The following is a 25,297-nucleotide window of genomic DNA, read 5'->3' as shown; positions in this document are numbered from 1 at the left end:
GCCATATCAGTGCTCCCTGCTCTCGAAATCAATTCGAGGGTCAACCAGCACATAAGTGATGTCGCTGATGAGCTTAAGAGCCAGGCCCATCAGGGTAAAAATAAACAGCGTGCCGAAGATGACCGGGTAATCCCTGTTGAGAGCCGCCTCAAAACCCAGTAGCCCAAGCCCATCGAGAGAGAAAATAACTTCAATCAATAATGAGCCGGTAAAAAACAGCGCAACCAGAACTCCCGGCAAACTTGCAATGACAATAAGCATCGCGTTGCGGAATACATGGCCATAAAGTACCTGGCGCTCTTCCAGACCTTTGGCTCTGGCAGTCACCACGTATTGTTTGCCAATCTCGTCGAGAAAGGAGTTTTTGGTCAGCAAGGTAAGGGTGGCGAAGCCGCCAATAACGTTCGCAAATACCGGCAAGGCGAGGTGCCAAAAGTAGTCGCGGACCTGCTCGTGCCAGCTCATGTCTTCAAAACCCGGTGATGTAAGCCCTCGGAGGGGGAACCAGTCAAAGTAACTGCCCCCGGCGAATAACACGATCAGCAGGATGGCAAACAGGAAACCCGGTATGGCGTATCCTACAACGATGACCGAGCTGCTCCAGACATCAAAGCGAGAGCCGTCAGTGACCGCTTTGCGAATGCCCAGAGGTATCGATATCAGGTAGATAATGAGCGTCGACCATAGCCCGAGAGAAATTGAAACGGGCATCTTGTCGACGATGAGTTCGGTCACGCTGCGGTCACGATAGAACGAATCCCCGAAATCAAACGTGGCGTAATCACCCAGCATTTTAAAGAAGCGTTCGTGAGCAGGCTTGTCGAAGCCGTACATGACTTCAAGCTCTTGCAGTAGCTCATCGGGAATACCGCGGCCGCTGCGGTTATCGCTGGCGGAGGAAACTTCACTGCCGCCTCCACCGGTGGCCCGGCTGAGCGCTCCGCCCCCATGGCCTTCCATCTCGGCAATCAACTGTTCAATAGGTCCGCCGGGAGCGGCCTGCACGATCACGAAATTGAGCAGCATAATGCCGATCAAGGTGGGGATGATCAGCATGAGCCGTCTGAGTATGTAGCTGCCCATGGTTTAAGTGAGGCTCCGAAACAGTCTCAAAGGTAACAGCGCGGTGTGCTCAGCGGTCTGCCCACCAGTTGGTGAGATCCACGCCATTCTTGGGGGTCTGTTCCGGCCGTTCGAGTGATTTCCAGTAGGCGATGCGATCAACGTCGAGATGCCATTGAGGCACCACGTAGTGACTGTGTAAGAGCACGCGATCAAGCGCTTTTACCCGCTGCACCAGGGCATCACGATCTGGCGACTGAATCACCAGGTTTACCAGCTTGTCAACAACAGGATCGTTCACGCCCATATAGTTACGGGAGCCGGTAACGTCTACGTTATCGGAATGCCAGTATTCCCGCTGCTCGTTACCCGGGGAATCAGATTGGGGCAGCACCTGGGTAATGACATCAAAATCGTAACTGCGGACACGCTGAATATACTGATTGGTATCGACCAACCGGACACTGACGTCAATACCCAATTTCTCGAGGTTGGCCTGGAACGGCAGCACGATACGTTCAAAGTTCTTCTGATGCAGCAGAACCTCAAAAGTGAGCGGCTGTCCGGTTTCGGTGTTCGTCATTTTGCCATTTTTGATCGCGTACCCGGCCTCCCCGAAAAGGCCGACGGCGCGCCTGAGGTTATCCCGGAGGCTGTTGTCCTCAGTGGTGGACGGCGGAGCATAGACCTGATCAAACACGGCAGGAGGCAACTGGTCCCGGAGCGGCTCCAGAATTTCGAGCTCTTCACCCTCGGGCAGGCCGCTGGATGCGAGTTCACTGTTTTCGAAGTAGCTGGTGGTACGGCGGTATTGACCGTAGAACAGGTTTCGGTTGGCCCAGTCGAAATCAAAGGCGTGACCAATGGCCTCGCGAACTTTCGGGTGAGAGAACTTGTCTTTTCGAGTGTTGAAGATAAAGGCTTGCATGCCGACGGGCCGCTGGTGATCTATCGTTTCTGCAATGATTTTACCACTGGCGAACTTGTCACCTTCATACGCGGTCGCCCAGTTCTTGGCGGATGACTCAAGCCTGAAATCGTAGTTTCCTGCTTTGAATGCTTCCAGCGCGACGGTATCGTCTGAATAGTAATCGTAACGCACAGCGTCAAAATTGAACCGGCCTTTGCGTACACCGAGGTCCTCGCCCCAGTAATCTTTTATGCGTTCGAAGGTGATCGACCGGCCAGCTTCAAAGTGGCCCACTTTGTAGGGGCCACTACCCACCGGGATATTGAGGCCATCCTGATCAAATTCGCGTCCTTCCCAGTAGTGGGCTGGCAAAATAGGCATCTGACCGAGAATAAGTGGCAACTCCCGGTTGTTGGTCTCGCCAAAATCGAAGCGTATCCGGTGCTCATTTTCAATCGTCACGTTCGATACATCGGCATAGTAATTACGGTAAAACGGGTGGCCGCTGGTGGTCAGAATCTCGAAAGAAAAAGCCACATCTTCTGCAGTGATGGGTTCGCCATCCTGAAAGCGGGCTTCAGGCCGTAGATTAAAGGTAACGTGACTGCGGTCTTCGGGGGTTTCCAGAGACTCGGCAATGAGGCCGTATGCACTGAAGGGCTCATCATCCGAGGACGCCATCAACGTGTCATAGACATAGGTGCTAACGCCAGCCGCTGCGACACCGCGGATGACAAAAGGGTTCAGCGAATCGAATCCGTTCGCCACCACGGCCATTCGAAGTGTGCCGCCTTTGGGTGCGTCTGGATTGACGTAGTCGAAATGGGAAAAGTCTTCCTGGTAAGCCGTTTCACCGTGCATCGCGATGCCGTGCCGGGCTTCTGCCTCTTCGCCGTATGCGGGCAGGGCAAGGGTGCCGAGCACGGTTAATGTTCCAAAAAGTGTTGCTCTAAGGGTCGAGGATATCCAGGTTGAAGCCATGGGTCTCGCTTTTCTGTGTTGTTGTGTCCCGGACCCTTTAAAATGCCTCAGCGTTCACGAGAGGCACATTGAATCAGGGGCTGTTTCGAATATCGACGTAGAGTACCAGACTTTGGCCGGGCTGGAGATAACGGTCAGTGTTGAGATCGTTCCAACTCGCGATATCACTCACATTTACTGCAAACCGGCTTGCAATCGCTGCCAGGGAATCGCCTTTACGAACATTATATCCGACTCTACGAACCATGCCTTTGTCACGGCCCCGGCTTGCCACGACTGTACTCGAGGCTTTCCCCTCCTTGGACCAGATGACCAGGGTTTTGCCGGGCAAAAGCGGATCACCAGGAGCCATGCCGTTCCAGGCTGCCAGCTGCCGAACGCTGACGCTATTATCCCGGGCAATATCCCAGAACGTATCGCCACTCTGAACTTTATGCTCCAGTCGCTGGCCCTGGCCGCTGGATTGTTTCTTGGCAAGGCGCTGGGATTGGCTGAGAACGTAGTCGCTGGTGCCGCCGCGCGCTGTTGGAATCAGAAGCCGCTGGTCAACCCGTATCAGGTTACCCCGCATATTGTTGACCTGCTTTATAACGGACGGGGTCGTACCAAATTTGTTGGCGATACGTATAAGACTGTCGCCGGAGACTACACGGTAGTTTTGCCATGCCACGCGCTTGGCCGGATCAATGGCAGCCAGACCCGCTCGAAACTGTTCTGCATTGGCAACCGGCACCAATAGACGATGAGGTCCGTCAGGGGAGGTCGCCCAGCGATTAAAGGCAGGGTTGAGCAGGTAGATTTCGTCAATGTCTACGCCAGCGAGTTCAGCAGCCTGGGCAAGATCAATCTGGGATTCGGTATCGACTATTTCAAAATACGGTTTGTCTTCGATGGCGGGTAATTCAATACCGTAGGCTTTCGGATCATCGATGATCTTCGCGAGTGCAATCAATTTGGGCACGTAGGCACGAGTTTCGGCGGGTAGCTGCAGGGACCAGAAATCCGTCGCCAGCTTTTGTCGGGTATTTTTCCGGATGGCGATAGATACCGTGCCGCCGCCGCTATTGTAGGCGGCCAGTGCAAGAGTGTAATCATCATCAAACCGGTCAGCGAGTCGTTGCAGATAGCGCAGCGCTGCATCAGTTGATTCAACCACGTCCCTGCGCTGATCGTGCCACCAGCTTTGTTTCAGGCCGAAATATTTGCCGGTCGAGGGGATAAACTGCCACATACCAGCAGCGCGGCCATGAGAATAGGCAAAAGGGTCAAAGGCGCTCTCCACGATGGGCAGCAGCGCAAGTTCTCCCGGCATTCCCCGCTCTTCGATCTCACCGACGATATAATGAAGATATCGACCTCCACGCTCTACTACACGGTCGATATAGCTCGGATGTTTTACATACCAGTTCAACTGCTGCTGGACGCGTTCGTCGGTAACAGAATGATCCAGAACAAAAAGACCTCTCAGACGGAGCCACAGATTGTTGTCGACCGTCGTCTCTTCATCGGCAATGGCATCTTCGTCTGAGTCCAGGCGTTCTCTTGCCTTCTCAGCCTGTTTCTTGAGCTCCGGCTCGATTGTATCGTCGAGAGGTGTGCGGCTGGCTCCATCCAGATTAATGCCAGCCTCGCGCGCTTCAATGGACCTTTTAAGGCCTTCGTCACCTGCGGGTACAGAGACGCTCTGTGATGCAAGCAGTATTTCTTCGCTGATAAAAAGCGAAGTGTTTTTCGTCTCCTGGCTCGCGTCTTTATCCGATGCGCTTCCATCTGATGGAGAGGAGTCAGAGCTCAGAAAGGCGCACCCGCTGAGAATACTCAAAAAACAAAAGGCGGTAAGACTTCTGACCGTCATCATAATTTTCCGTCTGTAGGGCTGACTCGGCAATCGCCGGTCAACTCTTGGAGGCTTAAAACGCTGGTAATATCTGGGTAACAATCCAAACCATTCGATCCGGATTTTATGAGATCGAATTTCAGGGGGTCAAGAACGTTGACGTTACGTCGTTGACACCTTGTGTTACAGGCAGTTAGAAATGGTCCTTGCCGTGACGAACAGCTGCAAAAATTTGATTGTCGTCATTCGCCGGTAAACCATGTTTAGCGGCATAGGCCTGGGCCGCAGCGATAACCACCGGATCATCCCAGCGCAAAAACGGGTTCAGTTTTTTTTCCCGCCCCAATACCGAGGGCACTGTGGGCTCAGAGCGTTCTCTCATTGCCTGACAGCTGGCTTCAAACTCAGCAAGATTGTTATCGTTTGGCAACCAGTGACGGGCGAATCGGAGATTGGCCAGAGTGTACTCGTGGGCGCAATAAACCCGGCTCGTATCCGGCAGACTCCTGAGAGTTGCCAGAGACTGGCGCATTTGCTCTGGAGACCCTTCAAATAACCGGCCGCAACCGCAATTAAACAACGTGTCGCCACAAAACAGAATAGGCCCGCCGTCCACTTCTGTATCCGAAAAGAATGCGATGTGATCAAGCGTGTGTCCCGGTACTGCCATCACTGAAAACTCGTTATCCTGCCAAAGCACCTTGTCGCCCGGATGTACTGTATTGGTGACACCCTTGAAGGGGGAGTCTGCCGGACCTGTAATACGTTCGGGGCCGTGACGCTCAGCCAGGGTCGCGACGCCACCGGTATGGTCGGGGTGGTGGTGAGTGATCAGGATGGTGTCTAGCTTTAAATCGTGAGTTTCCAGATACTCTGTGACCGGGTCTGCCTGGCCTGGATCTACAATCAGGGCTTTGCCTGTCTTACTGTCGGCCAGGCACCAGATATAGTTATCACTAAAGGCTGGTATTGGTGTGATGGTTAGCATGTAACCTCGCATGGGCCTGATTGAATGTGCCTGTTATGATAAAGCAATTAGGCTCAGGCTCCCACCTATCCGATGGCTTAAGCCGAGACCAGGCCGCGACCAGAGAGGTGCCAGGTAACAATAATGAAAGCAGCTAACGAGGTGAACTACGGAGAACGCCACCAGCAGTTTGAAAGCTGGTTTCAGACGCCTTTAGGGCGGGCGTTGCTGGCAGATCAGCGGCATTTCATCGAGCAGCAGGTGGCCAGGCTTACCGGCGCACGGCAGTTACATGTGGGCATTAGTCACCGATTGCCGGTTGCTACTGACAGTGATTTTGGCCAGCGTATTCTAACCACACCCCGGTGGGAAAGTGATCTGCCGGAGAGTGTTGCCGTGTGCGATGCAGATGAATTGCCATTTCCCTCAAGTTCGATGAATCTTGTCATCCTGCATCATAGCGCAGATTTTTCAGCCTACCCTCACCAGGTGATCAGGGAAGGCTCCCGGGTGGTCCGGGGAGGTGGACAATTGTTGATTATCGGTTTCAATCCGGTCAGTGCCTGGGGGCTTCGTAAGCTTCTGTTCAGGCATAACAATGGCCCCTGGGGCGGCCGGTTTTTGTTTCGCAGGCGCATGGAGGACTGGCTCAGCTTGCTGGATTTCCAGGTGGACGATGTTCAAAGTCATTTTTTTCGTTTGCCTGTTCAGTCCACACGCGACATGGGGCGGCCGACGCTGATGGAGCGGACCGGGGCCTGTCACTTTATTCAGATCGGTGCCTATTACTGTATCCTTGCCACCAAACGGGTATGCGCCCCTATTGCCCGCAAGCCAGCCTGGCGCAAGAAGAACGTTATTACCTTGCCAACTGCTGGTAGTCTCGGAATTTCCCGAGGCTACCAGCGCTCAAATCGGACTCACGGGAGTAAACATGGCTGAAAGTGTTGTGGTGTACACAGACGGAGCCTGCAAAGGTAATCCGGGCCCGGGAGGCTGGGGTGTGGTATTGAGATACCGGGGCGTACTGAAAACCCTCCACGGGGGCGAGCGCAATACGACGAACAACCGGATGGAATTGATGGCGGCTATTCAGGGTTTGAAAGCGCTTAAAAGGGATTGCGCTGTTGAACTCTACACGGATTCCCAATATGTCCGAAAAGGCATCACTGAATGGATGATGAACTGGAAGAAAAATGGCTGGAAAACCTCAGCGAAGAAGCCTGTTAAAAATGATGATTTGTGGCGGATTCTGGACGAGGAGGTCGGTCGCCACAAAATCAATTGGCATTGGGTCAAAGGACACGCCGGGGTTCCTGACAACGAGCTTGCTGATGAGTTAGCCAACCAGGGTGTCGAAGAATTACTGGCCGCCAATTAAACAGGAATGACTATGAGACAGATTGTACTGGATACTGAAACCACCGGTATCGACCCATCCCAGGGTCATCGCATTATTGAAATTGGGTGTGTCGAGGTGGTTGAACGCCAACTCACTGGCCGTCATTACCACGTGTACGTTAATCCCGAACGGGAGATTGAGGCTGAGGCGATAGCGGTGCACGGTATCACCAATGACTTTCTGACCGACAAGCCTGTTTTCCGGGATGTCGCTGAAGAATTTTTTAAGTTCATTGACGGTGCCGAACTGGTTATCCACAACGCTGCGTTTGATATCGGTTTCATGGATGCGGAGTTTGCCAGGCTGAAAAACAAACGGGTCACCCGTTCATTTTGCGGTGTGGTTGATACGCTGGCGCTTGCACGAGCCAAGCATCCGGGCCAGAAGAATAATCTCGATGCGCTCTGTAAGCGCTATGGCGTTGATAACAGCAGTCGTGAATTACACGGCGCATTGTTGGATGCCGAAATCCTTGCGGATGTGTATCTGTTAATGACCGGCGGGCAGACTGCGTTATCGCTCGATGCCGGTAGTGATAACGCCAGTGGCGTAGAGGCTATTCGACGGCTGTCGGCTGGCCGCAGGCCTCTAAGAGTCGTGCGGGCACGGCAGGATGAAATGGATGCCCACACGACTATGCTGGAGGTAATAGAGAAGGCCAGCGGCCAGGTTCTTTGGCGCCAGATTGAACAAAATGGAGAGCTTACTGACCATTGATGCCCTCGTTTGAGAACCCGCGCAACCGTACGTTTTGTTACACATCGAGTTTCTTGAGCTACCTGAATTGTGTGTTATAAGTAATTATTAGTTCAGAAATTTTGGATGCGGTTCTCTGCACGTTGATAACGGGAAGTGTCAATTTATGGTTCAATCGTCAATAGCGACGAAATCGCAGTCGTTTGATCTGGTCAAAACCGAAATAGAACAAACGATCAGACAGGCAGAAGCCAGCCTTGAGCGCTTTCAGGAAAACAGGGAGAGTGGGCAAGACCTCCAGAACTGTGTCGATTATCTTAATCAATTACGAGGCATCTTCATTCTGGTCGAGTTGCGTGGCGGAATCCTGTTGTGCCAGGAAGCTGTCGCGATGGCCAACGACGTGCCGGTTGGTGCTAACGATGATAAAAACATCCTGCTTACGACGCTAAGCAGTGCGCTTTTTATTCTTCGCAGGTACGTTGAATATTATCACCAGCAACGCGCGGACCACCCGGAACTACTGCTCCCCATTATTAATGACTCGCGCGAGGCCCTTAAAGAAAAACCTTATCCTGAATCCCGCTTTTTTGATGTCGACGTTAAACACCGTGCTAACTTCTGTTCCAGCTTGACGCTTGCCCCCGTTGAGGGCGACGAAGCGGGCTATGAGGTTTATGCCCGACGTATGCGCCTGATGTTCCAGATTGGTCTTCTTGGGGTCCTGCAAGAGCGTAATGCGGTTGTTAACAAAAAGCTGATTGGGCGCGCTGCCCGTGGTTTTGCCCGCCTCTGTAACGGGGCCTCAATGGGACAGATGTGGTGTCTGCTAGCGGTGGTTTCCGACACCATGCTTGAACGCGACATGGCGTTCGGGAAGGCCCGCAAACGCCTGCTGATGCGTATTGAAAAATACGCACGCGAAATTGTTTATGTTGGCAAGGTGGCTACTGCCAAAGACGCCCCGGATTCTCTTTTCAAGGATATGATCTATTTGCTGTACCGCAGCGGTTCCGACAAGCCTGAAGTGGCAGAAATTCTCAAAGCGTATCAGCTAGCTCCCTCCGAATATCCCGAAGTCATGATGGAGACCCATCGCAAACGTTTATATGGCCCCGGCGCTGATGTTCTCAAATCCCTGTCAGATGCCCTGCAGGAGGAGTTAAACCAGCTGAAGGACAAGTTGGACATTGTGGAGCGGGGCATTGAGCCGGACATTGCAGAACTGTCAACGGTCGCGGCATCTCTGGAGAGCCTGTCGAACACGTTGCTGATGCTGGACCTTAAGCAATTGGCCGGACTTGCAAAACATGAAGCGAGTAAATTACGCACATGGGAAGCGGAAAAACGTTTGCCATTGACTGATGAGCTTTATGTGTTGGCGGATGCGGTTCTGAGCATTGAAGAAGCAGCTATGCTGATGGTCACCCGTGGCATCACCAGCGAAACCGATGCGCTGGCGGGCGTCAGAGTTTCTGACCGCCAAGAGTCGCCTTATCGCCGGGAAGCCATGATTGTCGTAGCCGACGAAGCGCGAAGTGCATTGACTCTGGCAAAACGGGCCATTACCGCTTTTATTGAGTCTGACTACGACAAAATGAACCTGGCAAACCTGCCCGCAACGCTACACAGTATATGGGGCGGTTTTATGATGCTGGATGATCCGAATGCGGCTGCTGTGCTCCAGCGTGTCGCTGTATCCATCCAGAGCAAGCTTCTCGACGAGCGTGAGCCGCCCTCCATGTCGGTTCTTGAGGCTTTGGCCGATGCTCTGACGTCTCTTGAGTACTATATTGAAAGTATTGGCACCCGGGATGATCGCAACATGGATTTGCTCAAGTTGGCTGAATCGTCCCTCGATGATGTAGGGCTCTGAAACCACAAAAGCCTCTGGCCGAATGGCTCAGAGGCTTTTGTCTTCACCAACTCGGCTCAATTCAATGTGAACAGCTCACCCAGCTTGGTTGCCAGCATCATGTCGCCTTCGGCGCGCAGCTGACCGGCCATGAATGCCTGCATACCATCAGTCTCGCCGGATACGATGCCTTCAAGGGTTTCTGAATTCATGATCAGGGTAACTGACGGATCAGCGTGGTCGCCCTCAACCAACTGGCAAGTCCCATCATTAATAATCAGGTGATGATTGGTGTCGTCTTCAATGTCAAACTGGAATACCAGATCCAGGCCTTTGGCGGCCTCCGGATTGAAGTTCTTTTCAAGCTTTTCAAATACCTGAGCTGCAGACATTGTTTTACCCTTTATAGTGTGTTTCATGCGCTTGGCTAACCCGTCCGACTTTAGGGGGAGGGTGGCGCAGTGTCAAGCTTGATCGAACGCTTGTTTTAATTCTGTGAAGTCGTGAATTTGCGCTCTTGGACGCTTTCGTTTAGCAAGGTCTTGTACCTTGCTTTTGCTCAGTTACAATCAATCGACTTTTTGAGTATCTACGCTGGAGATGCAACTTGGAATTTATTACAGAGTATGGGCTGTTTCTGGCCAAAACAGTGACGCTGGTTGTCGCGCTGTTAATCATTGTGGCAACTATCGTATCTGCTATGCATAAAGATAAAGGAGGTGACGACAGTGACGGTGAGCTGAGAGTCCGCAGGCTCAATGACAAATACCGTGACCTTAGGGAGTCAATCCAGGCCAGAATGATGGGTGAGACAGAACGCAAACTCTGGCAGAAACAGCAGAAGAAAAAGCACAAAACGGAACAGAAAGCCGAAAAAAAGCAGACCAAAGCCAAAGCAACCGGGGCTGAACCAGACGAGGCGGCTCGCCCGCGCGTGTACGTGCTGGACTTTGACGGCGACATCAAAGCCAGCGACACCGATTCTCTGCGTAAATCCATTACCGCTGTCCTCAGTGTTGCTGATGCGGGCAGAGACGAAGTGGTGGTGCGATTGGAAAGTGGTGGTGGGCTCGTGCATTCCTATGGCCTCGCATCAGCCCAGCTGGACAGAATCCGTAGCAAAGGCATTGCGCTGACGGCGTGCGTGGATAAGGTGGCAGCCAGCGGTGGGTATATGATGGCCTGTGTGGCAGATCGTATCATTGCATCTCCCTTCGCCATTCTGGGGTCTATCGGGGTAGTTGCGCAGTTGCCGAACTTTCATCGATTACTCAAAGATAATAAGGTCGACTTTGAGGTGCTCACCGCAGGTGAGCATAAGCGCACTATGACTATTTTCGGCGAGAACACTGAGAAAGGTCGACAGAAGTTTCTCGAAGACCTGGAAGATACACACGGTTTGTTCAAGGATTATGTCAGCGAGCGGAGACCAGCCCTGGATATTGCCGAAGTCGCCAATGGCGATATCTGGTTCGGTCAGCGCGCACTGGAAGTAAAGCTGATTGATGAAATCAAGACCTCGGACGAATACCTTATCGAGGCCTGTGATCGAGCCGAGGTAGTCTCCGTAGGCTATCGGCGCAAACGCACCCTGCCGGAAAAACTTGGCTTGGCCGCAACGGTGGCAATGGAAAATACGGTTCTGCGTTTACTCAGCGCATTCCGAAACCAGAAGATGCAGTGAGCGTCTCCGGTAGCAAAACACGTTGAGAATTCCGAAACCAACAACTTCAGAAAAGGTGAGACCATGACCAGCTCAATAGAATACAAAGCATGGCGCGTCCACGAAAAGGACGGTGCCTATGTCGGTGCCGTTGAAACCTGTAACACTGACGATTTGCCCGAAAACGAGGTGCTGATTAAGGTCAGCCATTCTTCCCTGAATTATAAAGATGCGCTTTCAGCCTCCGGTAACAAAGGTGTAACGCGAGCGTTTCCTCATACGCCGGGTATCGATGCGGCTGGCGAAATTGTCGCATCAACCGTAGCGGATCTTGCGGCTGGTCAGCCAGTGATTGTCACCGGATACGATCTCGGTATGAATACCGCCGGTGGTTTTGGTGAATACATTCGTGTTCCGGCAAACTGGTGTATTCCTATGCCTCGCTCCTGGCAGGCGCGAACGGCCATGGTCTATGGCACGGCGGGGCTTACCGCAGGGCTTTGTGTGGCGAAACTGCAAAAAATGGACGTCAAACCAGAGCAGGGCAAAATCGCGGTAACAGGTGCCAGTGGCGCCGTCGGCAGTATCGCTACCGAGCTTCTGTCCAGCTTGGGCTATGAAGTGGTGGCGATCAGCGGTAAAACCGATCAGGCAAAATCACTGAAAGCTCTGGGTGCAACGGAGGTCGTTGGCAGAGATGTGCTGGCAGAAGATAAAAAGCCGATGGCCAAACCTGCCTATGCCGGTGCGGTTGATACGGTAGGTGGAGGTCCACTCGCCGAATTGCTCAAATACATCCAACCGGGCGGATCGGTGTCCTGTTGCGGGCTGGTGGCAGGCCCTCAGCTCCATACCACAGTACTTCCGTTCATACTCCGGGGCGTTAACCTGCTGGGTGTTGATTCCGTTGAAATCCCGTTAGCAGAGAAACAGGCCGTTTGGGATAAGCTTAGTGGCTCCTGGGCGTGTAAACACGCCGAGAATACGGCTCGTGATATCGGAAAGTCAGAGCTGGATGAAGCGTTGAAAGCGTTTCTAAACGGCGCTTCAAGCGGTAAGATCGTATTGGACCACGCCAGGTAACGAGCGGGAATGCCGGGCATGATGAGCATAAGATCTATCCATCATAAGATCTACTCATCATGCCCGGGTCTATTCACTGGGCTCTACGCCGGAATAGCGGCTCCTCTGTATCTGTGGCGGCCTGGTACGCCTGACTGAAAAAGCTAAGGCAGTGAGCGGCGAGTTTGATGTCCTTGTCCGCACGAAGGGCATAGCTGTCGAACCCGCAACGCTTCATGAACTGAAGCTGGTCGAGCAAAACGTCCCCCACCGCGCGTAACTCGTTTTTATAACCAAACCGCTCCCTCAGTAAACGGGCTGAACTATAGCCTCTGCCGTCAGTGAACTTGGGGAAGTTAACGGCAATAATCGCCAGCTCATCAACCGAGTCGGCCAGGATTTCCGGCTCATCGTGGCTTTCCAGCCAGACACCTACCCTTTCCTTGTCTGCATAGTGTTCCTTGTTTGCCAGCCAAAGGTCCGCAGGAATCAATGCTCGCCCCTTAGGCAGCACCAGAACCTCACCTTCCGCCGGACGGGGTATCACCGTCCAATCATCTGTTTTAATCTGGCCGTCAGAAGTAATAATGTCAGGCATAAACACGCTCCTTGAACGGCACAATGCCAATGCGACGGTAGGTGTCGAGGAAAGCTTCCTCTTCGGTCCGGTTTTCCACATACACGTTAATGATCTTCTCAATCACTTCCGGCATGTGCTCCCGGGCAAAAGAAGGGCCAAGCAGTTTGCCGATGGCTGCATCACGCTGGGAAGATCCGCCAAGACTGATCTGATAGAACTCTTGACCTTTCTTGTCGACACCCAATACGCCAATGTGTCCGACATGGTGATGACCGCAGGCATTCATGCAGCCTGAAATATTCAGGTCGATATCGCCAAGGTCATAGACGTAATCCAGGTTGTCGAACCTGCGCTGAATGGACTCCGCAACCGGAATCGATTTGGCATTGGCCAGGGCGCAATAGTCGCCGCCGGGGCAGCAGATGATGTCTGTCAGGGTGTTGAGATTGGCAGTTGCAAAGCCCATTGGCTTGATGGCTTGCCATAATTCGTATAACTCATCCTGACGCACATCCGATAACACTGCATTCTGCTGGTGGGTGACGCGGGCTTCACCAAAGCTGAATCGATCAGCAATATCTGCAATTTGCTCAAGCTGGCGATCGCTAACGTCACCGGGAGGTGTGCCAGTCTTTTTCATGGTCAATGTGACAATGGCGTAGCCTGGCTTTTTATGGGTATCGACGTTACGTGTCACCCATTTATCAAAGGCTTTGGATTCCTTACGCGCCTGGAGCAGGGCTTCCGGCTGGTCTTCCAGAGCTGCATAACCGGGCTCGGTAAAATAAGACTGAATTCGCTTAATGGCTTCATGGGTCAACCTGGAAGGGGAGTCCTTGATGTGGGACCATTCCTCTTCAACCTTTTCCGCAAAGCCTTCCGGTGTCAGTGCTTTGACCAGTATCTTGATGCGAGCCTTGTACTTGTTATCACGACGACCGTAGCGGTTATAAACCCGCAGAATGGCTTCCAGATAGGTCAGCAGGTCGAGTTCTGGCAGGAACTCCCGGATCACCGGGCCGACCATAGGCGTGCGGCCAAGACCGCCACCGACGTGAACTTTGAACCCCAGCTCCCCGGCGTCATTACGAACAGTTTCAAGCCCGATATCATGAACCTGAACAGCGGCCCTGTCGGTATTCTCGGAGGCGTTGACAGCAACCTTGAATTTACGGGGCAGGAAGGCGAATTCCGGATGATAAGTAGACCATTGACGGATTATTTCGCAATAGGGGCGCGGATCAACTATTTCGTCTGACTGGGCGCCAGCGAACTGGTCCGTGGTGGTATTGCGGATGCAGTTGCCACTGGTTTGATTGGCATGCATCTCGACGTCAGCCAATTCCGCCAGAATATCCGGCACGTCCTTGACCGCTGGCCAGTTAAGTTGAACGTTCTGGCGGGTCGTAAAGTGCGCATAGCCTTTGTCGTAATCCCGGCTGACTCTGGCCAGGCGTCGTAGTTGCTTTGACCGGAGCATACCGTAAGGTACGCAGATGCGAAGCATGGGCGCCAGACGTTGCACGTAAAGGCCATTTTGCAGGCGCAATGGCAAAAATTCATCTTCCGCCAGGTCACCTGCGAGGGCACGAACAGTCTGGTGGCGAAATTGTGCAACACGCTCGGCGAGTATCTGCCGATCGTGTTCGTCGTAAACGTACATAGAGCAAAATCCTGGTCAGTAGGAATCGAAGAATATTTTACGATTATACCTTTCAGCCACGGCTGAGATACAGCCGCCGATAACACTGAGTGTGCCATCCGAAAAGCGTTAGGCGCAGGTACCACGCCAGTATAAAAAAAGATATCAGTTTCACTTTATGCTTAAAATGATTATTTATAGATATACTAATAACAGATAGTGCTAAAAGCCTGTAGACGTTGTTGCTGAATCTGAATAGGCTATACAGTGTTTACAGTGTTATGGGCGACGTTTGAATCGCCTCTGGCATTCATTTCACAACAACAACGGGGATAGAAAATGAGCAAAAGCACACTTAGTGACAGTCAGGTTGATTCTGTTGCGGCAATCGTGCTGATCATATTGTCGGTTTCGCTGGCGGTATTCTGGGTCGCCGGGCAGTAATGACGCTTAGGCAGCGGACTGCCGGGCCTACTCCAGGCTGGCAGTCTGTATCATCCGGATAATACCCATCGTACGATCAGTATCAGAGTCCCTACGAACCCCGCCGTGAACAGAATTCCTACAATGATGTAAGGCCAGGGACTCTGGCTTTCGAAGTCTTCTTCGTGACGCTTGCTTGACTGCACCCCCAGCGCCCCTGCGAGTACGCTTTGAAAGACTTTCAATAGTCCAGGGCCCTTCTTCCCGTGTCGTTGTTCGTTGCCCGTCATACTGCTCCCCATACGATGATCTGACCGTTCACACCCTATTCAGCAGGGTCGTAAGCAAGGCTTGGCGCAAGCCAGCGTTCGGCGTCTGCCAGGCTCAGGTTCTTGCGTGTGGCGTAGTCCTGTACCTGATCCTTGCCAATCCTGCCAACCGCGAAATACTTGGACTGCGGGTGGGCGAAATACCAGCCCGACACCGCTGCCGCCGGAAACATGGCGAAGTGTTCTGTTAATTCTATGCCTGCGTTTTCAGGCGCCTTCAGCAGCTCGAAAAGTGTTTCTTTTTCCACATGATCCGGGCAGGCAGGGTAGCCGGGTGCTGGCCGGATACCTTTATAACGTTCGCGTATCAAATCATCACTTTCAAGGGCTTCATCAGGATCATAACCCCATAATTCCTTTCTTACACGCTCGTGTAGACGTTCTGCAAACGCTTCCGCCAGACGGTCTGCAAGTGCCTGAACCATAATGGCGTTGTAATCGTCGTTGGCTTCCTTGAATTCACGCACCATGGCCTCGGCGCCGATACCGGTGGTGACTGCAAAGCCACCAATATAGTCACATTGCGCTGCGGTCTCTGGCAACAGCAAGTCCGATAGCGCCATCATCGGCTTACCGGGCGCTTTCTCGTCCTGCTGGCGAAGATGATGAAGCGTTGTCAGCTCTTCAGTTCTGGACTCATCGGTGTAGACCACCACGTCATCTCCCCGACGGTTAGCAGGCCAGAACCCGATAACACCGCGAGCGGTCAGACGCTTCTCATCAACGATACGATTCAGGATCTGCTGGGCATCGTCAAACAGGGTCTTGGCTGCTTCTCCCCGTTTGGGATCATCGAAGATGGCCGGGTATTTGCCTGCCATGTCCCAGGCGATGAAGAACGGTGACCAGTCGATGTATCTCACCAGTTCTGCCAGATCGTAGTTGTCAAAACTCCGGACACCGGTGAATGTAGGCTTGACCGGTGTAAACCCGTCGAAGTTGATCTCCGGTGCCCGTTCTCTGGCTTCTTTCAGCGAGACCAGCTTTACCCGGTCGCCCCGATTTTTGCGTCGCTCCCGTATCTCGTCGTATTCGGTCCGGGCGGCGTCCACCATTGCGGGCTTTGCTGTTTTACTGAGCAGTTGAGAGGCAACGTTGACGCAGCGCGAGGCATCGGAGACGTAAAGCGCAATATCGTTCTTGTACTGGGGCTCAATCTTGACCGCAGTGTGCGCCTTGGACGTGGTCGCCCCGCCAATCATCAGCGGGATTTGAAAGTCGAGACGCTGCATCTCCCGCGCTACATGGACCATTTCGTCCAGTGACGGCGTGATCAGGCCACTGAGGCCGATGATATCGACGTTGTGTTCAACGGCCGCCGCCAGAATCTTGTCACAGGGCACCATGACGCCAAGATCAATGACCTCGTAGTTATTGCACTGGAGCACCACGCCCACGATGTTCTTGCCAATGTCATGGACGTCGCCCTTCACCGTGGCCATCAGGATCTTGCCTTTGGCTTGTTGGTCTTCTGATTTCTCGGCTTCGATATAGGGGATCAGGTGGGCAACGGCCTGCTTCATGACCCGGGCGCTTTTGACCACCTGGGGCAGGAACATCTTGCCGTCACCAAACAGGTCTCCCACCACGTTCATGCCGTCCATAAGAGGGCCTTCGATAACGTGGATAGGGCGCTCAGCGCGCTGACGACAGGCTTCGGCATCTTCGATGATGTGACTGGTGATGCCCTTGACCAGTGCGTGCTCGACCCGTTTTTCGACCGGCCACTCACGCCATGCCAAATCTTCTTCCTGGGTTTTGCCACCCTTGCTCTTGAAGCGCTCGGCGATCTCCAGCAGGCGGTCGGTTCCGTCAGCACGACGGTTCAGTACGACATCTTCTACCAGCTCTTTCAGTTCGGGTTCAATCGCGTCATAAATGACCAGTTGGCCAGGGTTTACGATCCCCATGTTAAGACCGGCTTTAATGGCGTGATAGAGGAAGACCGAGTGAATTGCTTCGCGCACTGCATCGTTGCCGCGGAACGAAAACGATACGTTACTTACGCCGCCGGAAATAGAGGCATAGGGCAGATTCTTGCGAATCCAGCGACAGGCATTGATGAAATCGACAGCGTAATTGTTGTGCTCTTCGATACCGGTCGCAATGGCGAAAATATTGGGGTCGAAGATTATGTCAGCAGGGTTGAAACCGATACCCACGAGGGTGTCGTAGGAGCGCTTGCAGATCTCAGTTTTGCGCTCGTAGGTATCGGCCTGTCCGGCTTCATCAAAGGCCATGACCACAACTGCAGCACCATAACGCATGCAGGTTCTTGCCCGAGCGACGAACTCATCTTCACCTTCTTTAAGGCTGATGGAGTTCACCACCGCCTTGCCCTGAATACAGCGAAGGCCCGCTTCGATTACATCCCATTTCGACGAGTCCACCATAATGGGTACACGTGAAATGTCAGGCTCAGAGGCCACCAGTTTCAGAAACGTTACCATGACGTCTCTGGAATCCAGCATGCCTTCATCCATGTTGATGTCGATAATCTGCGCACCATTCTCAACCTGATCCCGCGCAACACTGAGAGCCTCTTCGTACTGCTCTTCCTTGATCAGTCTCAGAAAGCGTTTGGAGCCAGTAACGTTAGTGCGTTCGCCCACGTTGATGAACAAAGTGTTTTCATCGGCCGTAAATGGCTCAAGCCCGGAGAGTCGCATGCGACTGGGCCGCTTCGGGATCTTGCGAGGAGGGTACTTCGAAACCGCTTGGGCAATCGCTTCGATGTGCTCCGGGCGTGATCCACAGCAGCCACCAATAATGTTCAGGAAGCCATCACGGGCAAAGCCCTCGACGATCTCTGCCATCTCTTCGGGGGTTTGGTCATATTCGCCGAATTCATTGGGCAGGCCAGCGTTCGGGTGAGCACTGACGTAGGTCTCAGCCTTGTTGGAGAGCTCTTCTACATAAGGCCTCAAGGCGTCCGCGCCAAGAGCGCAATTCAGCCCTACGGAGATCGGTTTGGCATGGGCGATCGAGTTCCAGAAGGCTTCTGTGGTCTGGCCGGAGAGAGTGCGTCCGGATGCATCGGTAATGGTGCCAGAAATCATGATCGGCAGTTCTGTACCGCTGTCTGCAAAATACTGCTGAGTGGCGTAGATAGCTGCTTTGGCATTCAGTGTATCGAAAATGGTCTCAATCAGAATCAGGTCGCAGTCGCCTTCAACCAGACCGGAGACTGCTTCATAATAATTATCAACGAGCGTCTGGAAGTCGACATTCCTGAAGCCGGGATTGTTCACATCCGGAGATATGGAAGCAGTTCGGGACGTTGGTCCGACGGCGCCCGCAACAAAACGCGGCTTATCCGGGTTCTTTGCGGTGAACTCATCAGCAATTTTACGGGCCAGTTGGGACGCGGCGACGTTCAGTTCTTTCGCAATGGACTCAAGCCCATAATCTGCCTGGGAGACCTGTGTCGAATTGAAGGTGTTGGTTTCGATGATATCCGCACCAGCTGTCATATAGTCTGCATGAATGTTGCGCAGCAGGGCAGGCTGGGTCAGGTTCAAAAGGTCATTGTTGCCTTGAACATCGCGGTCATAATCGGCGAACCGTTCGCCCCGGAACGCAGATTCATCCAGTTTGAGGTTCTGGATCATAGTGCCCATACCGCCATCGAGGATGAGAATGCGGTCTTCCAGGGCCTGCCTCAAGGCGGCGAGACGAGATTCACGGTCGATCATAAATACGGGTTCCGGGATTCAGATAGTGTCGTTCAGGCGCAGAATGATAGCAAAAATGCGAGATTGCGTCCCGACTGATCATAATGTAGATCAAGTAGAGGTATCGATTGGTGTTCTATTGGAAGGTCATAAAAGCTGACTATTTTACTAGGTCTTTCAAGTTCCGGCGAAGTCACTTAAAATAGAGTCTGAATTTTCTGACAGGTGGATTACATGGCCCTGGTGACAGTGACAGATTCTGCGCGGGACTACCTTGCGCAACTTATCGAAAAGCAGGACGTTGAAGGCATGGGTGTGCGCATTTTCGTTACCCAGCCGGGCACCAAACATGCTGAGACCTGCCTGGCCTACTGCCCGGCAAACGAGATAGTGCCGACGGATGAGCAGGTAGACCTGGAAAAATTTACCCTCTACCTCGACCACAACTCCGTACCGTTTCTCGAGGAAGCCTTTGTGGATTACTCGAAAGACCAGATGGGTGGTCAGTTGACGATTAAGGCGCCGAACGCGAAAGTACCCAAAATCGATGACGACGCGCCCTTGATGGAGCGTATTACCTACGTGCTTGCATCAGAAATTAACCCGGGGCTCGCCTCCCACGGCGGTGAAGTCTCGTTGGTTGAAGTGGTAGATGAGTCGGTTGCGGTGCTCCGGTTCGGTGGCGGGTGCCAGGGGTGTAGCGCCGTGAGCCTGACCCTCAAACAGGGTGTTGAGTCCACGCTGAAAGAGCGGGTGCCCGAGATCACTGCGGTACGTGATGTAACTGACCATACCGTCAAAGAGAATGCCTATTACCAGTAAGTTTCGGTAATTCGGGCGTGTTCCGGCAGCAGCGGACACAAAGTCAGAAAGCCAGTGCATTAGTGCGCTGGTTTTTTTTCGTTCAAATGGGGCGCGGATGCCTCAATTAATAGCTGTCATCGTCTAACGGGCAGTAGGGCCAATGTGTCCCGGTTGCCATTCGCCCAATATTTCGCCTGTAAACAATGGCCTCTTGCACGTAAGCTGGATGTGTTCTGGTAACTGTATTTACGTCTTCTGCACTGAGGATCTGCTTTGGTCGAAGTTGCGCTTTGGTCCGTGCCTTTAATGGCAGCGATTGTGGGGTGGGCTACCAACTGGCTGGCAATCCGGATGTCGTTTCACCCGGTCCGTTTCGTTGGTGTGGGCGGTTGGCTGGGCTGGCAGGGCGTAATTCCGCGCAAGGCGGAAAAAATGGCGCACATTTGCATCGATAGGACCCTGGTTAAGTTCGGTAATCTTAACGCGGTTTACCAGAAATTTGAGCCCCAGCGCATCGTTGAGCAGGTGATCTCCCAGGTCAACCCACGTCTCGATGAATATATTGACGAAGTCATGTATGAAATCCAGCCGGTGTTGTGGGACAACCTGCCAACTTTCATGAGAGAGCGTATCTACCAGTGGGCGAGGGAGCAGTTGCCTTCGCGTATTGAGTCGCTCGTCGAGGACTTTGGTGACGATCTTTCACATCTTGTAGATTTGAAAGCCCTGCTGAGCCGTGAACTCAGGAAGCATCCGGACCTGATGAACCGGATTTTCAGCGAGGCGGGAAGCGTTGAACTCCGATCGGTCATTAATAAGGGCGCCTGGATAGGTGGTTTGCTGGGTGCCTTGATTCTGCCTTTCTGGATACGCTATCCAGAACCCTGGCTATTGCCCGTGGCGGGCTTTTTCGTTGGCTTTGCGACCAACTGGTTAGCTATAAACCTGATTTTTCGCCCGCTCAACCCGCAGCGATTTTTTTTCTGGCGGGTACAGGGCCTGTTCCTGAAGCGTCAGCCGGAAATCAGTGATGTCTGGAGTCGGCTGGTGGCGGAAGAGCTCATCACAGTGGAGAAAGTCGCCGATGCCATGATTCATGGCGAGCGCGGTGACCGAACCCGGGCGATCATTCAGAAACATCTTCGGCCGCTACTGGACAACTCGATTGTGATGAAACTGAGCACCCAGGTTACTATTGGTATGTCAGGTTATACTGAGTTAAAAAAAGCAATGAATAACAAGGCAATAAGTGCGACTCATGATGTGTTTTGTGATTCCGTGTTTAATCGGGAGCGAGCACCGGTCGTAGCCGCTGTCCTGGCTGATCAGATGAAGTCCCTGGCGCCTGAGGAATTTCAGGATATTCTCAGGCCAGCGTTCAAAGAGGAGGAAGTCAAGCTGATGCTGTTAGGCGGTATACTGGGCTTTGTTGCAGGTGTTATCCAGTACGGATTCTTCTATTTCTGGCCCATATAAGGAAACTTCACTATGACGCTCATTATGGGATTCTCGATCGCCTTCTGGCAGCAATTATTAATCCAGATCGCAGCCACGGGTCTGACTGTCCTATTGGTCCTGTCAGGGTTTCATCGCTGGGTCATCAAGCCTCAACTGGATCGGAATGTGAAGGAAATCGCAGAAATTGCGGAGACGATTGAACCCAGGGTTACCCGGGGCGTTAAAATCGGAGTATCCGAGACGCTCCGGGAATTGCCGGAGAGCACGATGCAAGATTCTACCAGACAGTTTCTCAGGTTCGGGTCTGACCTGATGGAAAACGGGTTAAGCAGCTTTCTGGGTGGCTCGAAGGAGCTTCAGCACCGGTCAAGGTCAAACCGTAACCCGGGGAAACGCGATAAAATGGGAGGTTCAGAGGCCCCGGGCGACCGGAGCTGAATTAAATCTGTCCCGGTCTCGGATTTCCCACAGGCTCTTTGCCTGACTCAAGGCGTCGTCCTGATTGGCGGCCTGTCCTGACTCATACAAAGCGAGTGCCGTTGTTGAGAGAATAGCCGCTTCCCCGTAACTGTCTTCCTGGCGGCCTTGCCAAAGCGCCAGCATTTGCTCTGCACCCAGTGTCTCCGGCTTGACGTGGCGGCGCTCGAACAGCGCGGGCCAGATATCTTCTTCGACCACCCCGGTATTCTTGCTCTGGCGAGCACGGAAGACTTTCAGATTATTGTCCGGGTTGCGCTCGATCTCGCCACCCTCGCCACGAATAACGGCGATCCTGCTATACCCCAGTAATAACCCGGCTTCCTGATGAAGGCCAGCGTAGGGCGGGTGAAAAATACCTTGCAGCACCAGCGGAGCGTTAAGCGGATTAATGAGTCGTGACAACGAGTGCACCGGGGAGCGGAGCCCGAGGATCGGTCGCAGATCGATCATTTCAGCCAATTTCGGTGCCACCACTGATAACGGCAGGTAACTCAGATGTTCCTGGTCCAGTTGTCGGGCAACTTCGTCCCAGCTTTTAGCCGGGGTGAGGCCGAAAGATTTCATGACTTCTGTCAGGTAAAGCCGCTCCGGAGTATGGCCCTCGGCCCCATGCACAAACACCCTCAAGCCGTGCTGGGCTAATAAAAGCAGTGAGAACAGGAACCATGGCGCGTGCCGTCGTTTGCCAGCGTAGGATGACCAGTCAATATCTGCCCGCAAGTTCTCGGGTGCTCCGGCGCCGGATTGTACCGCATCGACAAAACCGGCGAGCTCCTCCGGCGTCTCTTCCTTGACCCGCAATAACATCAGAAACGCGCCCACTTGCACAGGCTCTGCTTCTCCGGCCAGAATCATCGCCATTGCATGGCGGGCTTCTGCTCGATTCAGCGAACGGGAACCCCGCTTACCTTTACCGAGGATGCGTACATAGGGGGCAAACGGATGCTCGCCGGGCTTCGGTTCGGGCAGGGCGTGGTCGGTGTCAGTCATGGTGTTTCCTGGTCAGAGGCAGTTGGTTGGTCTGGGTAAGCCTGCGATCCGGCAGGCTGTTTTAGCCGGAGTGCCCGGAAACAGCTGCATCAGATAAATGCTGTTGCCTTTCTCTTCTCCCAGTCGCTCTTTCACCGCTTTGACAAACAATCGGTTTGAGGGTGGTGATATTTCATGTTGTTTATAAAATTCACGTAGCAACTCGATAATTTCAATATGTTTTTCAGTTAAATTCATTGCGATTTCACTGGCTATTTCGCAGGCGACGGGCATGGACCATTCCTGGGGGTTTTCCAGAAATCCCTCGTTATTTCGCGGTGGCAAAGTCATGGTCGTCACCAATTCACAATCCGCTGATGGGTTTCAGTCAAGGCTACCAGGTCCGGATAATTGATCGTTTTAACCCCCGGTATCGAAACCTCCGATAACGCTCGAGCACTAACGTCAGGTTGTAACGCGTAACAGGACGGTAGCGACAGTGTTTTGAAAACCAGCGCCATAACAGCGTTTTCCATCAGGACCAGGGTGTCATCTTCGGCCAGCGCTTCCAGGCAGGCCAGGAAGCGAGGATGGTCGGGGGCCTTGTTAATAATGTGCAGTGTCAGCATTAAAGCCTCATTTGCCAATCAGAGAACGACGACCGCATCAAATTGTTGGTAGAAAGCCGGCGTGAGGTCAGTTTCGCTTGTAGCCTTTGGAAGCTGATCCGCCGACAACCGATAGTCGCGCAGGGCGGTTTTCTCCGCAACCAGGGCCGATACTCCAAAAACCGGAGCCGCCGACAGGTTCCGTTCGACAGACTTCTGATCTAGCTGTTCTGTTAACTGTCCCGGACGCAACCAGTTTACGCCAGCGCCGCGGAACAGAAGGGTCACGGGTCGGTCAAAAGCGGCAAGAGAAAAGGCCATATCGAGCGCTTCGCGCCCGCGCCAATCACCGTAGGGTAGTCGATCGATGACAATGAGTGTGTTCACAGGCTAGTCCGTCGGCAGAAAATAGAGAATTCGTGACGATGTTATCGTCGCTTCCACCCAGTCTCCGAGCCCCGCCATTTCAAAGGGTTCGGCGATGTTACTGGCTGCCTTCTCATATCTGATCTGTTCTGCATTGTCGAGAATGCCCCTGCGCAAAGCCGACGCAATGCAGGCCACCGCCGGAGTACTGGTTTCGAGCAAGAATTCAGTCCAGGCCTGCGTCCAGTTCACTTCATCGCTGGGCGGGGATACAAGACCCGAGGCCAGAAAAACGCCGTCACCGTACAGAAATACCCGCTCAAGTTGATGACCTGCAGTAACGAGAGCTTTTGCAAAGGCGAGGGCACTTTGAGGCGCCTGACTCGTATACGGCGCACCGGAAATCACCAATGTGTAGGATAGCGACTGTGTTTGTGTCATAAGCGCTTATAACCAGATAAGTCAGCCCGGTAATCATTGTAACCCGGAAACAAAAAACCCCGGCAACAGACCGGGGTTTTTGAAGCAACCGACCTGATCAGTCGTCGCCACCAAAGGCACCCAGCAAGTGAAGCAGGCTGGTAAACAGGTTATAGATGTTCAGGTACAGCGCTGTGGTTGCCATGATGTAGTTGGTTTCGCCACCGTTTACAATGCGGCTGGTGTCAAAGAGGATAAAGCCCGACATCAGCAACACCACTGCGGCACTCAGGGCCAAGCTGAAAGCGCTGACAGCAACACCAAACATGCTGGCGACGAGGGCGCCAACCATGCCGACGACCACTACCACCAAGCCTGCAACCAGCATGCCCCGCATGAAGCTGAAGTCTTTCTTGGTAGTGAGGACGTAGCCGGACAGGGCAAAGAAGACTACTGCTGTTCCGCCCAGCGCCTGCATGACAACCTGGCTGCCGTTAGACATCGCCAGGTAGTGCAGGAGGGTGGGGCCTAGGGCAAGGCCCAGCAAACCGGTGAAAGCAAACACCACAGCAATACCAGCCGAACTGTTGGCCGTGCGCGGCAGTACCAGCCAAACCAGACCGAGCGCGCCGAGCATGCACATAAGGCTGACACCGCGGCTCATTTCAATAGCCATGGAAACACCTGCCATCGCGGCACTGAAAAGCAGTGTCATCGCCAACAGGCTGTAAGTATTTCGCAGGACTTTTGTGGCCTCTGCGCTTATGCCGGTGCCCGCCGAGGTCTGACCTGAATAAGCGCCTTGGCCTTGCTGGACATTAAATCGTCTGTTTTCCATCATCATCTCCGGTTATAGCAACACTGAGGAAAAAGTTCTCTCCCCCCATAATAATGTCGAAAGCGGAACTTTCAATCATTTAAGACCGAAAAGTGTTAATAAAAATCCGCAACACGGAGAAATAAGGAAACCGGCCGTCAAGGCGTTGACACATCGGCCTATTCCGGTATCATTCACACCGCTGTCGCAACGGCAGCATATTACTCCGATGGCTAAATCCGATGGCTGAAGAAGCACCAACGGCTATATCAGCATTTGAGTTGAGCAGAAA

Annotated in this window: 24 protein-coding genes; 9 read left to right on the top strand and 15 right to left on the bottom strand. The window is 53.1% G+C overall.

From position 1 onward, the window contains the following. Positions 1-6: 6 nt before the first annotated feature. From WEB64_RS09360 to gloB, 4 genes are all read right to left on the bottom strand, one after another. A complete protein-coding gene (locus tag WEB64_RS09360; protein ID WP_368058668.1) occupies positions 7-1,083 on the bottom strand; it encodes a microcin C ABC transporter permease YejB in 1,077 nt (358 codons plus the stop codon). 49 nt (positions 1,084-1,132) lie between these two features. Beyond that, positions 1,133-2,833 (bottom strand): extracellular solute-binding protein, encoded by a 1,701-nt coding sequence (locus WEB64_RS09355; protein WP_368065584.1) that lies wholly within the window; start codon positions 2,831-2,833, stop codon positions 1,133-1,135. A gap of 193 nt (positions 2,834-3,026) precedes the next feature. Then, the gene (locus WEB64_RS09350; protein ID WP_368065583.1) at positions 3,027-4,808 is read right to left on the bottom strand and encodes a LysM peptidoglycan-binding domain-containing protein; all 1,782 of its coding nucleotides are present in this window, start codon (positions 4,806-4,808) and stop codon (positions 3,027-3,029) included. Between the two features lie 175 nt (positions 4,809-4,983). Further along, the gene (gene gloB / locus WEB64_RS09345; RefSeq protein ID WP_368058663.1) at positions 4,984-5,778 is read right to left on the bottom strand and encodes a hydroxyacylglutathione hydrolase; all 795 of its coding nucleotides are present in this window, start codon (positions 5,776-5,778) and stop codon (positions 4,984-4,986) included. 123 nt (positions 5,779-5,901) lie between these two features. Between gloB and WEB64_RS09340 the strand changes: the two genes are divergently transcribed. The 4 genes from WEB64_RS09340 to WEB64_RS09325 all read left to right on the top strand — a co-directional run bounded on the left by WEB64_RS09340 (position 5,902) and on the right by WEB64_RS09325 (position 9,731). Next, positions 5,902-6,699 carry a class I SAM-dependent methyltransferase gene (locus tag WEB64_RS09340; RefSeq protein WP_368058661.1) on the top strand — a complete coding sequence of 266 codons (798 nt, stop codon included), beginning with the start codon at positions 5,902-5,904 and terminating at the stop codon, positions 6,697-6,699. Then, positions 6,692-7,138 (top strand): ribonuclease HI, encoded by a 447-nt coding sequence (rnhA, locus tag WEB64_RS09335; RefSeq protein WP_368058659.1) that lies wholly within the window; start codon positions 6,692-6,694, stop codon positions 7,136-7,138. The genes WEB64_RS09340 and rnhA overlap by 8 nt, the downstream gene beginning before the upstream one ends. Before the next feature lie 12 nt (positions 7,139-7,150). Next, entirely contained in the window at positions 7,151-7,876 is a 726-nt protein-coding gene (gene dnaQ, locus WEB64_RS09330; RefSeq protein WP_368058657.1) for a DNA polymerase III subunit epsilon, read from the top strand. Positions 7,877-8,021: 145 nt separating this feature from the next. Next, positions 8,022-9,731 (top strand): chemotaxis protein, encoded by a 1,710-nt coding sequence (locus tag WEB64_RS09325; protein ID WP_368058655.1) that lies wholly within the window; start codon positions 8,022-8,024, stop codon positions 9,729-9,731. 56 nt (positions 9,732-9,787) lie between these two features. Here the strand turns inward: WEB64_RS09325 and WEB64_RS09320 are convergent, their stop codons facing one another. Then, complete coding sequence (locus WEB64_RS09320; protein ID WP_368058766.1) at positions 9,788-10,102, bottom strand: SCP2 sterol-binding domain-containing protein; 315 nt, start codon at positions 10,100-10,102, stop codon at positions 9,788-9,790. A gap of 215 nt (positions 10,103-10,317) precedes the next feature. Here WEB64_RS09320 and sohB point away from each other — a divergent pair, with 215 nt between their 5' ends. Together sohB and WEB64_RS09310 are read left to right on the top strand one after the other, a co-directional pair. Then, positions 10,318-11,394 carry a protease SohB gene (gene sohB, locus WEB64_RS09315; RefSeq protein WP_368058653.1) on the top strand — a complete coding sequence of 359 codons (1,077 nt, stop codon included), beginning with the start codon at positions 10,318-10,320 and terminating at the stop codon, positions 11,392-11,394. A 63-nt stretch (positions 11,395-11,457) separates the two neighbouring features. Continuing rightward, positions 11,458-12,456, top strand: a complete 999-nt coding sequence (locus tag WEB64_RS09310) for a YhdH/YhfP family quinone oxidoreductase (RefSeq protein WP_368058651.1) — start codon at positions 11,458-11,460, stop codon at positions 12,454-12,456. A gap of 73 nt (positions 12,457-12,529) precedes the next feature. Here WEB64_RS09310 and WEB64_RS09305 read toward each other — a convergent pair whose 3' ends face one another. The 4 genes from WEB64_RS09305 to metH form a co-directional block, all read right to left on the bottom strand. Beyond that, a complete protein-coding gene (locus WEB64_RS09305) occupies positions 12,530-13,033 on the bottom strand; it encodes a DUF934 domain-containing protein (protein WP_368058649.1) in 504 nt (167 codons plus the stop codon). Continuing rightward, positions 13,026-14,678, bottom strand: coding sequence for a nitrite/sulfite reductase (locus WEB64_RS09300; RefSeq protein WP_368058647.1), 1,653 nt, complete (start codon positions 14,676-14,678; stop codon positions 13,026-13,028). The genes WEB64_RS09305 and WEB64_RS09300 overlap by 8 nt, the downstream gene beginning before the upstream one ends. 473 nt (positions 14,679-15,151) lie before the next feature. Further along, complete coding sequence (locus WEB64_RS09295) at positions 15,152-15,370, bottom strand: DUF2970 domain-containing protein (RefSeq protein ID WP_368058645.1); 219 nt, start codon at positions 15,368-15,370, stop codon at positions 15,152-15,154. Positions 15,371-15,405: 35 nt separating this feature from the next. After that, a complete protein-coding gene (gene metH / locus WEB64_RS09290; RefSeq protein WP_368058643.1) occupies positions 15,406-19,104 on the bottom strand; it encodes a methionine synthase in 3,699 nt (1,232 codons plus the stop codon). Positions 19,105-19,317: 213 nt separating this feature from the next. On the opposite strand from metH, the gene nfuA reads away from it, so the two are divergent. From nfuA to WEB64_RS09275, 3 genes are all read left to right on the top strand, one after another. Then, a complete protein-coding gene (gene nfuA / locus WEB64_RS09285) occupies positions 19,318-19,905 on the top strand; it encodes a Fe-S biogenesis protein NfuA (protein ID WP_368058641.1) in 588 nt (195 codons plus the stop codon). A gap of 255 nt (positions 19,906-20,160) precedes the next feature. After that, complete coding sequence (locus WEB64_RS09280; protein WP_368058639.1) at positions 20,161-21,363, top strand: hypothetical protein; 1,203 nt, start codon at positions 20,161-20,163, stop codon at positions 21,361-21,363. Positions 21,364-21,375: 12 nt separating this feature from the next. Further along, entirely contained in the window at positions 21,376-21,783 is a 408-nt protein-coding gene (locus WEB64_RS09275) for a hypothetical protein (RefSeq protein WP_368058637.1), read from the top strand. Here WEB64_RS09275 and WEB64_RS09270 read toward each other — a convergent pair. The 6 genes from WEB64_RS09270 to WEB64_RS09245 all read right to left on the bottom strand — a co-directional run bounded on the left by WEB64_RS09270 (position 21,757) and on the right by WEB64_RS09245 (position 25,026). Beyond that, complete coding sequence (locus WEB64_RS09270) at positions 21,757-22,815, bottom strand: glycosyl transferase family protein (protein ID WP_368058635.1); 1,059 nt, start codon at positions 22,813-22,815, stop codon at positions 21,757-21,759. The genes WEB64_RS09275 and WEB64_RS09270 overlap by 27 nt on opposite strands. Positions 22,816-22,827: 12 nt before the next feature. After that, positions 22,828-23,145: a TusE/DsrC/DsvC family sulfur relay protein gene (locus WEB64_RS09265; protein WP_368058764.1), complete on the bottom strand. Its 318-nt coding sequence runs from the start codon at positions 23,143-23,145 to the stop codon at positions 22,828-22,830. A 5-nt stretch (positions 23,146-23,150) separates the two neighbouring features. Next, complete coding sequence (gene tusB / locus WEB64_RS09260) at positions 23,151-23,423, bottom strand: sulfurtransferase complex subunit TusB (protein ID WP_368058633.1); 273 nt, start codon at positions 23,421-23,423, stop codon at positions 23,151-23,153. Positions 23,424-23,441: 18 nt separating this feature from the next. After that, the gene (locus tag WEB64_RS09255) at positions 23,442-23,789 is read right to left on the bottom strand and encodes a DsrE family protein (RefSeq protein ID WP_368058631.1); all 348 of its coding nucleotides are present in this window, start codon (positions 23,787-23,789) and stop codon (positions 23,442-23,444) included. A 3-nt stretch (positions 23,790-23,792) separates the two neighbouring features. After that, entirely contained in the window at positions 23,793-24,209 is a 417-nt protein-coding gene (gene tusD / locus WEB64_RS09250; RefSeq protein WP_368058629.1) for a sulfurtransferase complex subunit TusD, read from the bottom strand. A 97-nt stretch (positions 24,210-24,306) separates the two neighbouring features. After that, positions 24,307-25,026 carry a Bax inhibitor-1/YccA family protein gene (locus WEB64_RS09245; protein WP_368058627.1) on the bottom strand — a complete coding sequence of 240 codons (720 nt, stop codon included), beginning with the start codon at positions 25,024-25,026 and terminating at the stop codon, positions 24,307-24,309. Between the last annotated feature and the right edge of the window lie 271 nt (positions 25,027-25,297).

This window comes from Marinobacter sp., from assembly GCF_040882185.1.
Classification (GTDB): domain Bacteria; phylum Pseudomonadota; class Gammaproteobacteria; order Pseudomonadales; family Oleiphilaceae; genus Marinobacter.
Note: the sequence above shows the minus strand (reverse complement) of the source record. Positions and strands in the feature narration are given on the sequence as shown.

Bases quoted from the DNA above. Each gene is read 5' to 3' on its own strand.
- WEB64_RS09360 (WP_368058668.1), bottom strand. From the start codon at position 1,083: ATGGGCAGCTACATACTCAGACGGCTCATGCTGATCATCCCCACCTTG.
- WEB64_RS09355 (WP_368065584.1), bottom strand. From the start codon at position 2,833: ATGCACGGTGAAACGGCTTACCAGGAAGACTTTTCCCATTTCGACTAC.
- WEB64_RS09350 (WP_368065583.1), bottom strand. From the start codon at position 4,808: ATGACGGTCAGAAGTCTTACCGCCTTTTGTTTTTTGAGTATTCTCAGC.
- gloB (WP_368058663.1), bottom strand. From the start codon at position 5,778: ATGCTAACCATCACACCAATACCAGCCTTTAGTGATAACTATATCTGG.
- WEB64_RS09340 (WP_368058661.1), top strand. From the start codon at position 5,902: ATGAAAGCAGCTAACGAGGTGAACTACGGAGAACGCCACCAGCAGTTT.
- rnhA (WP_368058659.1), top strand. From the start codon at position 6,692: ATGGCTGAAAGTGTTGTGGTGTACACAGACGGAGCCTGCAAAGGTAAT.
- dnaQ (WP_368058657.1), top strand. From the start codon at position 7,151: ATGAGACAGATTGTACTGGATACTGAAACCACCGGTATCGACCCATCC.
- WEB64_RS09325 (WP_368058655.1), top strand. From the start codon at position 8,022: ATGGTTCAATCGTCAATAGCGACGAAATCGCAGTCGTTTGATCTGGTC.
- WEB64_RS09320 (WP_368058766.1), bottom strand. From the start codon at position 10,102: ATGTCTGCAGCTCAGGTATTTGAAAAGCTTGAAAAGAACTTCAATCCG.
- WEB64_RS09310 (WP_368058651.1), top strand. From the start codon at position 11,458: ATGACCAGCTCAATAGAATACAAAGCATGGCGCGTCCACGAAAAGGAC.
- WEB64_RS09305 (WP_368058649.1), bottom strand. From the start codon at position 13,033: ATGCCTGACATTATTACTTCTGACGGCCAGATTAAAACAGATGATTGG.
- WEB64_RS09300 (WP_368058647.1), bottom strand. From the start codon at position 14,678: ATGTACGTTTACGACGAACACGATCGGCAGATACTCGCCGAGCGTGTT.
- WEB64_RS09295 (WP_368058645.1), bottom strand. From the start codon at position 15,370: ATGACGGGCAACGAACAACGACACGGGAAGAAGGGCCCTGGACTATTG.
- metH (WP_368058643.1), bottom strand. From the start codon at position 19,104: ATGATCGACCGTGAATCTCGTCTCGCCGCCTTGAGGCAGGCCCTGGAA.
- nfuA (WP_368058641.1), top strand. From the start codon at position 19,318: ATGGCCCTGGTGACAGTGACAGATTCTGCGCGGGACTACCTTGCGCAA.
- WEB64_RS09275 (WP_368058637.1), top strand. From the start codon at position 21,376: ATGACGCTCATTATGGGATTCTCGATCGCCTTCTGGCAGCAATTATTA.
- WEB64_RS09270 (WP_368058635.1), bottom strand. From the start codon at position 22,815: ATGACTGACACCGACCACGCCCTGCCCGAACCGAAGCCCGGCGAGCAT.
- WEB64_RS09265 (WP_368058764.1), bottom strand. From the start codon at position 23,145: ATGACTTTGCCACCGCGAAATAACGAGGGATTTCTGGAAAACCCCCAG.
- tusB (WP_368058633.1), bottom strand. From the start codon at position 23,423: ATGCTGACACTGCACATTATTAACAAGGCCCCCGACCATCCTCGCTTC.
- tusD (WP_368058629.1), bottom strand. From the start codon at position 24,209: ATGACACAAACACAGTCGCTATCCTACACATTGGTGATTTCCGGTGCG.
- WEB64_RS09245 (WP_368058627.1), bottom strand. From the start codon at position 25,026: ATGGAAAACAGACGATTTAATGTCCAGCAAGGCCAAGGCGCTTATTCA.